Source organism: Faecalispora sporosphaeroides DSM 1294, assembly GCA_000383295.1.
Lineage (GTDB): Bacteria > Bacillota > Clostridia > Oscillospirales > Acutalibacteraceae > Faecalispora > Faecalispora sporosphaeroides.
Map to the genome: position 1 here is coordinate 90,263 of KB911070.1, position 13,138 is coordinate 103,400.

Consider the following 13,138-nt stretch of genomic DNA (forward strand, 5'->3'; position numbering starts at 1 on the left):
GGCACGGCCCCCTTTCAATTACCGTGATAGTTCTGATGCTTTTGGGCAGGTTTCCGGGCAAAAAGGAACTTCGGGCCAAGTTGGCCCGAAGTGAATTAGGATTGTGAAGTTGAGGAAAATGTTGTATAATGTAAGTGGAAAATTGTGCGGCTTGGAGGGGAATTGCTTGGATAGTAAAAGTGCGTTTGTTTTTGATACAAATTTCATAATTGAAAATCTTAACCTTAAAGAGGTAGTTACAAATCTAAGCGATAAATTCTCCGTATATGTTACTCAAGTTTCAATAGATGAACGGATATCTCAAAAGTATCTTGATTTGAAAAATAAATACGATAAATTGATCAAGCTAACCGAAGATTATAGGGGTATAGCCAGCATACGAATAACTACGCCCTTAGAAAAGCGAGTCCAAACAGAAAAAGAGCTAACACAAAAGGGATATATAGACTTGTTTGGCGAACATATTATTCCTTTTTCATCGAATGACATTACTTTTGCTAAAATTTTAGATAGAGTATACAAGAAAATCCCCCCTTTCTTATCCGTCGATGGGGCTAGCGATAAAGGGTTCAAAGATTCGTTGATTTGGGTTTCACTACTAGAATTTTTTAAAGAAAATGGAGAAAGTGATGTTGTTTTCGTAACTAATGATAATGGGTTCAGAAAAAACGCGGAAATTCTTTGCCAAGAGTTCACAGAGTATACCGGAAAATCTATAGCCATCAAAGACAATGGTTATTACAAAACCTTATCAGAAATAAAAGAGGTTGAGCCACCCCAAACCAAAAAGGACACACCGCTTCCAGATGTGAACCAACTACGGGAAAAAGTACATGAAGTTATTTATTCCCTATGCGGTGTTAACAGTGAGGATTATTGGGGTAATCCAGATTGGGACAGAACGTTTACACTTAGTCAAAAGGTTGATAGTGCATATATGGAAGTTGTATTTGCTCATTTAAAGCAAGACATAAGAGACAATCTTTTTGAAACGACAATTCCAGCAGAAAAAATACTTGGGTTAGATGACCGTGTAAAAAACGGCGTTTCGATTCCAATGTCTGCTTTGGAGTCTGCATTGTCATTGTATGAGGAAATTAATCGCAGACTACCAGATTATTTACCACAATTTTATAGTGCCGCCGCTTCAATTATCAATGGAAATTATGTTGAACCACGGTTGAGTGACGATGATGAGGATAACTTACCTTTCTAAATTTTGATTATTGTTGTTTGTTGGCCGCAGTCATATACTTCCTTGAAGTATATGACCCACTCTGACACTTTCCGCTTCGCGGCAAAGTGTCCCGTGGGCTCTCCGAGGGGGGACGCCGCCTGCGGGCGGGTTCCGGCCTAGCGGAAACGGTCTTGCTACCGCAATCCCATTTCTGACAGGCCGAGAAAAAGCGGGGCGTGGTTTGTGACCACACTCCGCTTTTTCATGGTGCGCCGCCGGATCGCTATACGCGAAAGCGGCGGCACCGGGGCAAGTGGCTATTCTCTAAAACGCTTTATCTGTGTTTGTTTTTTCAAGCTTTTGAGTGAAGCGCGGAGCGAATAGCATATGGTCGAGTGGTTCACTCCCTCCATGTCTGCAATTTGCTTGATTTTCATGCCCTCAAAATACCGCTGTCTTAAACGGCGTTTTTGTGCTTCGGTCAGATTTTCAATAGCGTCTTCAATTTCCTGTGTCGTTTCTTCTTTGATGTAAATTTCCTCCGGGGTTTCCGGCTTGGTGACGCACTCATTCGCAATACCGTCCCCCATATCTAATGTGTAGTGTGCCCGGTGGTAATATGTGCGCCGCTTATATGCGGATTCTTGACGGTCAGCAGCTTTCATGGCTTCCAGCATTTCCTCCGTAATTTCTACGAAGACATCTTCCTTGCACCAGTAATAAAGGTCTTTCAAATTCACTGTTATCATGGTTAATCCTCCATTCGATTTTTCAGGTTTACGGGCTTTCAGAATCGAATGGAGCAGGGCGGCGAACAACATCCGGGGAAGTATGGCACTTCGGGCCAAGTTGGCCCGAAGTCGCACTGGGGCTTGTCCGTAATGCCAGCAAACAAAAAGACACCAGTCCGAGAAAAACCTCGAACGGTGTCGTATGAAAAATGGGCGCAGTATACACCCATTTTTTGATATGTTTTTTTGAAATTGTATAGTCTTAGAACATCAGCTATGCCAAACCGTCACAACAAGGTGGCGGCTCCTTTTTCAATAGGCAGAAAAGGTATACATACATAAAGAGCCCTCCAATGATACAACTGCCATTGAAAGGCCCTTTACTAAAAACAATATTGCTGTATATAATGGCAGTTGCATAGTGGTTTCTTGACAGATTTATAATTGTTTCTATTTACATAATTCTAAACATCTGTAAATCGAAATGTTCTTAATGCCAATATCAGCGTAACGATTGCCACCAATGATACAAGACCCAAATCTGCTAAATAGCTAACCCACGATAAATCAAGAGCATTACGCAAGCCACTGACAAACCACTGAAAAGGATTAAATCTGTTAATCGTTTGGAGAAATTCAGGGGCATTGTTTAGGGAGTAGAAAGCGCTGCTGCTGAATAATAGTGGCATGGTAATAATATTGGTCAAAATGCTTACATTGTTTTCTGTGCGACTTAGACTTGCTATAAAAAAGCTGAAGAAAACATACCCAACTGTTGCAATAATAATCATGGGTATTAACGCGAAAAAGGACTGCACAGAAACATTTATTTTTAATACAAAAATTCCTGACAGTAGCACAAGCATGGCACATACAAATGAAATCAAAGTCCAAGCTCCCGATATACTGCATACATATTTCCAAAGCGGCATAGGCGTCACTCGCAGAAGATTATATACACCTCTGCGCCGTTGTGTCAGAATCGCAAACGAAGTAGTCATAAAAGAGTAGAACAAGATACTCACTGCTATCATGCCGGTTAAAATATGTTCAGGATAATCAGGGGATTTTATAAAAAACCCCAATCCAATGGCTCCGCCGATTGGCAGTATGATAGACCATAGAAGTAGAAAAGGATCTCGGCTTGCAGATTTAAATGTAAGGTTGAATATGGTTTTCATTTTATTTTCCTCCTGCTTCTACGCTGTCTGTCAATTCAAGGTACAGGCTCTCAAGATTTTCTGCGTGATATTCCTGTAAAAGATGTTCCGGTTCACCTTGTGCAACAATTAGCCCCTCGTGCATTAAAATAATGCGGCCAGCTATACGGGATACTTCTTCCATATCATGTGATGAAAAAAGGACGGTTACGTTATTTTCTGCTAATCGTTCTATCATAGCTCTTACTTCGTGCCGGGCGCGGGGGTCAAGTCCTGCCGCTGGCTCGTCGAGTATAATCAGGTCTGGATTGTGCAAAGTGGTAACGGCAATCGCAAGTCTTTTTTGCTGTCCTCCTGATAAGCGTGAAGCAAGTGTTTTCCTCGCTTCCTGTAGATTGCATTCTTCCAGCTTGGCTTGAATTTGTTCCTTATCCATTCGCACGTTGTATAGTGCTGCAAAAATCCTTAAGTTTTCTTCGGTGCTATAGCCCTCAAAAAATGGAGTTGATTGTAATTGAACCCCTATATGTGCCTTATAATCTTCACTCCAGCGCGTAATCGTTCCGGCATCTGGCGGCAATATTCCTAAGAGCATTGCCAGCGTGGTCGATTTACCCGCCCCATTGGTTCCAATCAAAGCTAGAATTTCACCTTGTCGAATTTCTAAATTAATCCCTTTCACTACCTCCCGGTTATGAAATTGCTTGCGTATTTCTTTTGCTTCTATTAAATTCATTTTCAAACCTCCGTTTAATTAATGTTGTTTATTCAACGTTGAATATCAGGGATGTTTTTTCTCCCTCTGTTACGAGGGAGAATTTTTAGTGATCTTTCTCTAAAAGGGCCAAAGCCTTATCAACAAAGTCTTGTTGTTGCTTTATAGTGGAAAACATATTCTCCATGATAAGATTGACCATTGGAGGAATTTTGTGTTGCATAGCAGCATCTTTAGCTTCTAGTCCACGTTTAACAGCACTATATTCATTATTCAGAGCAATGCGCTGTTCTTCAAGTGCCTTTCGGCATTCCTCCGCTGATAGCTTTTCATAGAAAGATAGGCCGGAATATAGTGTTGAGGGGTATAGGACAGAGGAAGCTTTTAACGAATCCTTAATCAGCGTTTGCAGATAAGTTCGCCCGGTGTCCGTAATAGAATAAACAGCTTTTTGTCGGTGTCCTGTCTGTTCAATGCTGGTAACTGCTACATATCCCTCATGCTCCATTTTCTTAAGAGCGTGATAAATGGAACCAATTAATACACCGCCCCAGCGTTCTGCGTCTGTCATTTGCAATGCCTGCTGAATATCATAGCCAGACATTGGTTGAACATCTAAAATTCCAAGTACAAGTAACCGCGTCAATTCAGTTCACCTCACTTACTCAACGTTGAATATTATATCATTGATCAAGTGAATCTGTCAAGATGATTGCAGTACATTTTGTTTTAACATTACTTATCTGTTAGCCGTCTGTTTTGTTATTTAGTGTTTTGATGCGACATTACCCATTACGACAGGGAGTAAAAATAAGCGTATCGTTCATTGTGAACGATACGCTTATTTTAGACATTTTACTTGGCAGTAGCCCATAAACAGTTTAAGTTTTCGTACTATCTTATGCAGGACTACCTTAAGCTGGACCTTTTTCGACAGGCCGGGGCGTTTTCCAACCGGAAACGCTCTCCTGTTATTTTTGCAGCAATACCGGCTGCAGCTGTTTGCCCTGTACCGCACTGAGCACTGCGGCAGGCAGCAGGCTGAAATCCGACACAACGGAATTCGGCTTATTCTCCGGGTCATCCTGCGCCATGGGAACAAAATAAATGTGCTTCGTGTTCATCAGGCGGCCCACATTCTGGGCTGCCGCACTGAGCGCATCGTTTGTGGAAATGGCCAGAAGCACCGGTCCCCCTACCCGCAAATGAGATTTTGCCGCCATTGTTACGGCGGTGTCCGTTACTCCGTGGGCCATCTTCGCCAGAGTATTCCCCGTACAGGGGGCGATCAGGATCAAATCGACCAGGCGCTTCGGACCGATCGGCTCTACCTGAACAATCGTATGCCAGATTTCGTGACCGCAAAGCTCTTCAATTTCTTGATTCCAATCCTGCGCGCGGCCAAACCTCGTGTCTGTTGAAAAGGCGGTTTCCGACATGATCGGAATCAGCCGGTGCCCTTCGTCTATCAAACGGCGCATTTGCTCCACCGATTTTTCAAAGGTGCAGAACGAGCCTGTCAATGCATAGCCTATGGTCAATCCGCTCAAGGCTCTCACTCCTCCATCATGTTGTAAATAGTCCCCTTAATCACCTCTCCCGCCGCTTTTGGGGCAGCCTTCCCCGGAAGAGAAAGCGCCGGAATCACGTGAATGCCCAGCTTTTCCGCCGCCTCTGTATCCACACCGCCCGGGGCGGACGCCAGATCGATCAAAATCGTATCCGTGGGTATGGCGGACAGAACCCGCCTGGTAAACACCCGGGCCGGGATGGTATTAAAGATAATATCGTACTGTTCTTTCTGGCAGATGCTGCCGGTGTGCACCGGCTCGTAGCCGTAGACCTCAATCCAGGCAAAATCCTCGGGACGGCGCGCGCTGACGGACACCTTGGCCCCCAGCCCTCGCAGCATATGTGCCAACGCCTTGCCGATGCGCCCAAATCCCGCCACCAGACAGCGGGATTTTCCGATTGCGCCGGGGTATTCCTTCATGGCGATTTCAATACTTCCCTCTGCTGTCAGCGCCGCGTTGCGCACAGCCAGCTCTTCTCTGGCAAAATAATCGCGGGTGTCTATCTCCTGCCACAGCTCGCTGGTTTGATACAGCCGATCCATCATGCCTCCAAACACTCTCCTGTTCCGCATCAGTTGGGCAAACTCCTCGTCAAGCGGGATCAGCTCGCTGCCCAGCGGCGTATTCAGATGCTGCCCGTCCCGCGTTACCGGCAGGGGAAGCACAATCGTGTCGCAAACCAGTGCCAGATCTCTCAGTTCTGCCGCACGAACTCCCTTGAGCTCCGCCGCTTTATCAAAACCGCAGGCATATACCGTATATCCGTCAGCCGCGATGGATTCTGCCAGCGCTATCTGCCTTTGATCGCCGCCTATCACTCCAAAGCTGTTCCATTCCAAGCTTCATAACCTCCTATATCATCTGCTAAAATATAGTATGGATTTGGGCGTGGGGTTGTGATTGCACAAAAGAATATCCGGCCGGTTTTTTCCGCCGAAAAATGAAAAAAGTTGTTTATTTTATGTGACGAAAGCAATATAATAGATAGGTAAGCCTTCTGGACGCTAAAAGCAATGAAGTTTCAATTTTTCGCGCCGTTTGTTCGGCGATTTCAGGATAAAAGGAGTCCTTATTTTATGAAGCAGGATATTTTAGATCAGGTCAAACGCATCCATTTTGTCGGTATCGGCGGGTCGGGCATGTGCCCGCTGGCAGAAATTCTTCATCACGAGGGGTTCGAGCTGACCGGCTCCGACGTAAACGAATCCGACACGCTTGATAGAATCCGCTCTTACGGAATCCCCGTTTCAATGGGACACAGAGCCGAAAACATCGGCGACGCACAGCTTTTGGTATACACCGCGGCGGTCAAGCACGACAACCCCGAGCTGGTGGCCGCCGAAGAGCGCGGCATCCCCGTGGTGGAACGCTCCGTGATGCTGGGGATCGTCACCTGCCGGTACAAGAACTCCATCGCCGTTTCGGGCACGCACGGCAAAACGACCACCACCGCGATGATCACCCAGGTGTGCATTGACGGCGGTGCGGATCCGTCCGCGATCATCGGCGGAAAGCTGCCTGCGATTGGCGGGAACGGTCGTGTCGGCAAAAGCCAGACCATCATCTGCGAAGCCTGCGAATATGTGGATACCTTTCTTCAGCTGACCCCGGCGATCTCTGTGATCCTGAACATCGACGCCGATCATCTGGACTATTTCGGCACGCTGGAAAACATCATCAAATCCTTTCATCAGTTCTCTTTGCAGACCAGCCGTCTGTTGGTGATCAACGGCGACGACCCGAACTGCCGCAAGGCGGTGGAGGGAATCCGGAACGCCAGAATCATCACGTTTGGTATGAACCCCGACAACGACTACGCCGCAGGCGGAATCTCCGATCTGCCGCAGGCCTGCGAGAGCTTCTCGGTTTACAAGCACGGCGAAAAGCTTTCCGACGTTACGCTGTCTGTTCCGGGCAAGCACAATATTATGAACGCGCTGGCCGCGGCTGCGGTGGCGGATTATCTTGGGATCGACCCGAAAACGGCGGCGGAAAGCCTCGGCCGCTTTACCGGAGTTCACCGCCGCTTTGAAATACTGGGCAAATTCGACGGCGTGACCGTGGCAGATGATTTTGCACACCACCCCACCGAGCTGACCGCCACGCTGACGGCAGCCTCCCGCATGGGGTTCCGCGCGGTATGGGCGCTGTTCCAGCCGCACACCTATTCGCGCACCTATCTGCTGCTCGACGACTTTGCCAAGGCGCTGTCCATCCCGGAGCACGTGGTGCTCTCCCCCATTCTGGCGGTACGTGAAACCAACACCTACCATATTTACTCCAGGGATCTTGCGGAAAAGGTTCCCGGCAGCGTCTGTCTTTCTTCCTTTGAAGAGATGGCGGACTATGCCATGTCGCACGCACAGCCGGGAGACTTGATTTTAACGCTGGGCGGCGGCGATATTTACAAGTGTGCGAATTTGATTGTGGAAAATTATCAGACGAAAGATTCTCTATTGAAAGCGTAAGAACTTTTAGAGAGTTTTCTACAGACGCAATTTTATTGATGCCTGCCCTTCAAGTTGGGGCAGGCTTTTTTATATTCGATCAAACTTTTTTGCGGAAAATCGATTTTTTTCTGCCGGTTTCCTCACAATGTGAGTGCAAACATGATCTGCCTGCTGGAGCAGGGTTTGCCCCTCGTGCCGGGGCAAGCCTGCACCAGCAGAAACCCTGGACAGAGAAAACTATTAAAAATAATCAGTTTTAGAAGGTTTTATAAAAGCTTTCCTTCGCGACGGAAGAAATGATTTCCTCCACCGAGTTGATTCGCGACGTGTGTGCAGGCTCAGCCTGTAAAAACAGCGGATGGGCCGCTTTCCCAATCGGGAAGCATGGCCCATCCGCTGTTCCATATGCTCAAATATTACTTTGCACTCATTTTTTCAATGGCTTCCCATAAGCCGTTCAGGTATGCGATGCCGAGCGCCCGGTCGTACAAGCCGTAGCCGGCGCGGCCCTTTTCATCCCAGATCATTCTGCCGTGGTCGGGGCGCACGTAGCCCTCAAAGCCAACGTCGTGGTAGGCCTTCATAATCTCGAACAGATCGAGAGAGCCGTCGGAGCTCAGGTGCGAGCTCTCATCGAACCTGCCGCGCTCGTGAATCTTGACATTGCGCACATGCGCAAAATGAATCCGGCTGCCAAAGCGGCGGATCAGCGCGGGAATGTCGTTGTCCGGGTTGGAGCCGAGCGAGCCGGAGCAGAGGGTCAGGCCATTGTATTTGCTGTCCACAAGGCCGAGAATCCGCTCCAGATTTTCCGCGTTGGTGGTGATACGGGGCAGGCCGAAAATATCCCACGGCGGGTCGTCCGGATGAATCGCCATTTTGATGTCGCATTCCTCGCACACGGGGATGATCCGCTCGAGAAAATACTTCAGGTTCGCGAACAGGTCGTCGTGAGAAATGCTCTTGTACTGCTCGAACAGCTTCTTGAGGCTGGCCATGCGCTCCGGCTCCCAGCCGGGCATTTCAAACCCGCCGGAATCCTTCTGAATTTCATCGGCCATTTTTTGCGGGTCGGTGATCTTGTCGATGACGGACTGATCATACGACAGCGCGTTGGAGCCGTCGGGCAGCACCTTGGCCAGGTCGGAACGGGTCCAGTCGAACACCGGCATAAAGTTGTAACAGACGACCTTTACGCCGATTTCCTTTAAATTGCGCAGGGTCTGCTTGTAATTTTCAATATAGCGATCCCGAGTGGGCAGGCCCAGCTTGATGTCCTCATGAACATTGACGCTTTCGATCACTTCCAGCTCCAAACCGGCATCGTTGACCTCCTTCTGGAGCGCCTTGATCTTTTCGAGCGGCCAGAGCTCCCCGGCGGGGACGTCCATCAGTGTGCCGACCACACCGGACACACCGGGAATCTGTCGGATGTATTTCAGGGGAATCGGATCAAAACCGCTGCCATACCAGCGAAATGTCATTTTCACGCCTTGTTCTCTCCTTCTTGTTTCAGAATGAATTCACTTTTCAATCGCCCGATGCAGGGATGCGGAACAAATTGAAAACGGAACAGCTTGAACGCGCACGGGCAGCCGTGCGCCGCCGTTCCAGCCAATCGGCACCTGAACCATGCGTTGCGGCAATTCCCTGCAGCTTGAAATCCGGGCGGTTTTCAGGTGAACCGACAATATCACCGTTTCTTTCCCCGCCCGCGGTGGAAAAAGAAACGGATCGCTTTTTTAAAGTCCATACCGCTTCAGAGTCTCGCGCACCGCGTGAGGCCCTGCAATCAGCTCCTGGAACATGCCTTCCACCTTTTCGCCAAGGCCCGCCCGGTACAGGTTGACGCCGAACACCGCTTCGTTCTCCAGCACCGGGCGCAGCTGGCCGCGATACGATGCGGGATTGCCCAGCTCGATTCCCTGCAAATACTGCCGCAGCTGCTCGCGCATGGGGTCGGCGCTGACCTCCATCGGCTGACCGTTGTCGTCAAGGGCCAGCAGGTAGCGCAGCCAGCCGGCGAGCGCCAGCGGAATATAGACCAGATCGCCGGGATTGAGCCCTTCGCGGCTCTGATACGCGCGGATGGTCTCGCCGAACCGGATTGCGACCTTCTGGGAGGTATCTGTGGCGATTCGCTGCGGCGTGTCGGGAATAAAACGGTTCGGCAGGCGCTGGTCGATCACCTCGTGGATAAACTCCATGGGGTGAATGATACCGGGGTCTACCACCACCGGCATTCCCTCGTCGTAGCCGATTCGCTCCACCAACTTTTTAAGCTGCGGATCAGCCATTTCCGCCGCGATGGAATCGTAGCCCAGCAGGCAGCCGTACACCGCCAGCGCGGTATGCAGGGGGTTCAGGCAGGTGGTCACCTTCATGCGCTCGGTATTTTCCACGGTAGTGCGGTCTGTAAAATAGACACCCGCTTTCTCCAGCGCGGGGCGGCCGTTCGGAAACTGATCCTCCACCACCAGGTATTGCGCAACCTCCGCGTTGACGAATGGAGCGATAAAGGTCTTTTTCTCCGTGATGACGGGGGCCATCGCCTCCAGGCCGTCCTGTTCCAGCGCCTGCTGCACCACCGGCGAAGGGCGGGGAGTGATTTTATCGATCATCGACCACGGGAATCCCACTTTTGCCGGGTTTTCCATATACGCGGCAAACTCCGCCGGAACAAATCCGTTCTGCCGCCAGGCCCGGACGACCTCCAGCACGGAGGAGGATAGCTTTTCGCCGTTGTGCGAGCAGTTGTCCATACTGACAAAGGCGACCGGCAGCTCGCCCGCCCGGTAACGCTCATAGGCCAGTGCGGCCACGATCGCCATCGCGTGATGCGGAGCCCCGGGGCCGGCCTGCAAATCCTCGCGTACCACAGGCAGCAGCTCACCCTTCATGTCGCGCAGAGCGTAGCCCTTTTCCGTAATGGTAAAGCTGACCATCTGCAGCGATGGGCTGCGGAAAATCCGCTTGAGCTCGTTCCAGTCCCGCTCCCTTTTCGGCGAGGCGGAAAGGCCGCAGGCGATGCTGCCCACCACGGTCTTGTCGAGGCGGCCGTCCGGGTTCATCAGCACCAAAAGCGCCAGATGATCGTACGGCTGGTAAATCTTCTCGATGATCTCATCGTCGAAGGTTTCTGCCGCAATGATTCCGGTGGCGGCAGAGCCGCCTTCCAGCAGGCGCTGCTGGAGCTCGGCGATAAAGCCGCGGAAAATATTTCCCGCGCCGAAATGCACCCATTGCGGCTGTGTTTCGGTTTGCGCACGCATCGCGTCTATGTCGAACCGGGGCAGGCGAATACCGGACCGCTCCCACTCCTCCTGCCGACGAATTCCCTCTCTGCTTAGCTTCATGTTCATTTCTCCTTTTGGCTCCTGTCATGCGAATGTTATCGCACCGTTTTTTCGGGCAGTTACGCTTTCACAAATCAGCCCCCAAGCCATCTCAAGGGGACCTCGACCAGTGCTGGCACAAGCGCCAGCAGGAAGCACAGGATCGTCTGCGCTATAAAATACGGCATGGTCGGCATAATGATTTTATCCATTTTCACTTTGCCGGTGGCGCACGCCACATTTAGAACGGGCCCGACAGGGGGAGACGTCAAACCCAAAACGTTCATCAGCACAAACACGATTCCGAAATACACCGGGTCGATTCCCGCGGCCCTCACCAGCGGGAGCATAATGGGCGTGAGAATCAGAATGCTCGGCACCACGTCCATGGCAAGGCCCACAACGACGACAATGCACATCAGTACGAGCATCAGGAGCGTGGGCCTTTCCACCAGGCCCTCCAGTCCGGACGTCATCATCTGCGGAATGCGTGAGATCGTCATAAAGTAGGCGGCGCAGTTGGCGGCCGCCGCGAGGAACATCACCACGGCGGACATCTTCGCCGACGAAACGAACGCTTTCATCAAATCCGCAATTTTCATCTCGCGGTAGACGAACAGGCCGATCAGGATCGCGTAGACGCAGGCGATCACGCCTGCTTCTGTTGCTGTGAAATAGCCGGAGCGCAGGCCGGCGAGGATAATCACCGGGAGGAACAGCGCCCACATGCCGTCGAGGATAATTTTCACCGCTTCCTTCGGCGACGGCTTCGACACGGTCTCCGTATCCGGTACAACGCCCTTTTTGCGGGAAACAAAGAACCACACCACGCTGGCGATGATCGTGAGGTAAACGGCCGGCGCAATGCCGCCCATGAACAGGGACTTGATCGATACGCCCGCCGCAATGCCGTACACAATCATCGGCACCGACGGCGGCATGATCGGCGCGACCAGGTTCGCGCTTGCGGTAAGCGCGGCGGCTTTCTCGCGGTTATAGCCGGAATTCGCCATCATCGGGATCAAAATCGCGCCCAGCGCGGCACAGGCTGCAACGGCGGAGCCGACCAGCGAGGCGAACATAAGGCACGCGAGGATTGTAACATAGCCCAATCCGCCGCGCACACGCCCGATAAAGATATTGCAGAACGCAATGATGCGCTTCGTCAGTCCGCCGCGGTTCATGATTTCGCCCGCCAGTACGAAGAACGGCAGCGCCATCATGGTAACGGAATCCGACCCCTGCATTAATGTACGAGCGATAATCGTCGGGTTTGCGTCGCCGCCGCCAAGCGCCAGCGCTGTTGCCACGGCGCACAGCAGCAGGGCCACGGCGATCGGCAGCCCGATCAGAATGCCCACAAGCATGGAGGCAATAAATACGGCAATAATCATTGCAGACCGGCCCCTTCCCCTAATTCTTCGTCGTCAGAGAGCGCGTCGTCCTCACCATGATCCCCGAACAGCTCCAATACGGATTCTTTCAGGAAGAACATACGGTACAGGTTTACCAGTGAAATAATGATCACCGAAACGCCAAGCAGGACACCGGCAAAATGCACCAGAAAAACCGGGAAGTGTGTCGCGACCCAAAAGTCGTTGCGATTCTTCCACGCGTTTTGAAACGCGCCCGTCGCCAATACTCCCATCAGCCAAATGATCGTGCCCTGAATCACCACGTACAGAGCTTTCTGAGGCATGGGTGGAATCTTGTTGATCAGCGTGTCGATCATCAGATGGCGGTTTTCGCGTGCGGCTATGATCGAGCCCAAATAGACCAGATAAATAAAACAGATGCGCGCCACTTCTTCCGTCCACGCAAAGCCCAGATTGAACTGACGCAGGATCACGTTTAAAAAGGTGAAAAAAATCATGACGCCCAGAAAGATCGCGATGACAATCTCTATGACATGAAACAATTTGTCTACGGCCTTCCCGAATCCACTCGACTTATGATTGCTGCCGGGCATAAATCCCCCTCCTCTTCGATACACAAG

12 protein-coding genes are annotated in these 13,138 nt (G+C 50.7%); 2 read left to right on the forward strand and 10 right to left on the reverse strand.

The window, feature by feature from the left end; genetic code table 11:
* Window positions 1–166: 166 nt before the first annotated feature.
* Window positions 167–1,216 (forward strand): PIN domain-containing protein, encoded by a 1,050-nt coding sequence (locus tag G340_RS0110105; protein WP_020073537.1) that lies wholly within the window; start codon window positions 167–169, stop codon window positions 1,214–1,216.
* Window positions 1,217–1,494: 278 nt separating this feature from the next.
* On the opposite strand, the gene G340_RS0110110 is transcribed toward G340_RS0110105, so the two are convergent.
* From G340_RS0110110 to G340_RS0110135, 6 genes are all read right to left on the reverse strand, one after another.
* Window positions 1,495–1,926, reverse strand: coding sequence for an RNA polymerase sigma factor (locus G340_RS0110110; RefSeq protein ID WP_020073538.1), 432 nt, complete (start codon window positions 1,924–1,926; stop codon window positions 1,495–1,497).
* A gap of 446 nt (window positions 1,927–2,372) precedes the next feature.
* A complete protein-coding gene (locus tag G340_RS0110115) occupies window positions 2,373–3,089 on the reverse strand; it encodes an ABC transporter permease (RefSeq protein WP_020073539.1) in 717 nt (238 codons plus the stop codon).
* A gap of 1 nt (window position 3,090) precedes the next feature.
* Window positions 3,091–3,804: an ABC transporter ATP-binding protein gene (locus tag G340_RS0110120; RefSeq protein WP_020073540.1), complete on the reverse strand. Its 714-nt coding sequence runs from the start codon at window positions 3,802–3,804 to the stop codon at window positions 3,091–3,093.
* Between the two features lie 85 nt (window positions 3,805–3,889).
* A complete protein-coding gene (locus G340_RS0110125) occupies window positions 3,890–4,429 on the reverse strand; it encodes a PadR family transcriptional regulator (RefSeq protein WP_027103955.1) in 540 nt (179 codons plus the stop codon).
* Between the two features lie 325 nt (window positions 4,430–4,754).
* Window positions 4,755–5,333 (reverse strand): dipicolinate synthase subunit B, encoded by a 579-nt coding sequence (locus G340_RS0110130; RefSeq protein ID WP_020073542.1) that lies wholly within the window; start codon window positions 5,331–5,333, stop codon window positions 4,755–4,757.
* Between the two features lie 5 nt (window positions 5,334–5,338).
* On the reverse strand, window positions 5,339–6,196 hold the full coding sequence (locus G340_RS0110135) for a dipicolinate synthase subunit DpsA (protein WP_020073543.1): 858 nt from the start codon (window positions 6,194–6,196) through the stop codon (window positions 5,339–5,341).
* Between the two features lie 237 nt (window positions 6,197–6,433).
* Between G340_RS0110135 and murC the strand changes: the two genes are divergently transcribed.
* Window positions 6,434–7,825, forward strand: coding sequence for a UDP-N-acetylmuramate--L-alanine ligase (gene murC / locus G340_RS0110140; RefSeq protein ID WP_020073544.1), 1,392 nt, complete (start codon window positions 6,434–6,436; stop codon window positions 7,823–7,825).
* Between the two features lie 398 nt (window positions 7,826–8,223).
* Here the strand turns inward: murC and uxuA are convergent, their stop codons facing one another.
* The 4 genes from uxuA to G340_RS0110165 all read right to left on the reverse strand — a co-directional run bounded on the left by uxuA (window position 8,224) and on the right by G340_RS0110165 (window position 13,111).
* Window positions 8,224–9,297 carry a mannonate dehydratase gene (gene uxuA / locus G340_RS0110145; protein ID WP_020073545.1) on the reverse strand — a complete coding sequence of 358 codons (1,074 nt, stop codon included), beginning with the start codon at window positions 9,295–9,297 and terminating at the stop codon, window positions 8,224–8,226.
* A 252-nt stretch (window positions 9,298–9,549) separates the two neighbouring features.
* Window positions 9,550–11,163, reverse strand: coding sequence for a mannitol dehydrogenase family protein (locus G340_RS0110155; RefSeq protein ID WP_020073547.1), 1,614 nt, complete (start codon window positions 11,161–11,163; stop codon window positions 9,550–9,552).
* Window positions 11,164–11,237: 74 nt separating this feature from the next.
* Window positions 11,238–12,536: a TRAP transporter large permease gene (locus tag G340_RS0110160; RefSeq protein WP_020073548.1), complete on the reverse strand. Its 1,299-nt coding sequence runs from the start codon at window positions 12,534–12,536 to the stop codon at window positions 11,238–11,240.
* Complete coding sequence (locus tag G340_RS0110165) at window positions 12,533–13,111, reverse strand: TRAP transporter small permease (RefSeq protein ID WP_020073549.1); 579 nt, start codon at window positions 13,109–13,111, stop codon at window positions 12,533–12,535. The genes G340_RS0110160 and G340_RS0110165 overlap by 4 nt, the downstream gene beginning before the upstream one ends.
* Window positions 13,112–13,138 lie beyond the last annotated feature (27 nt).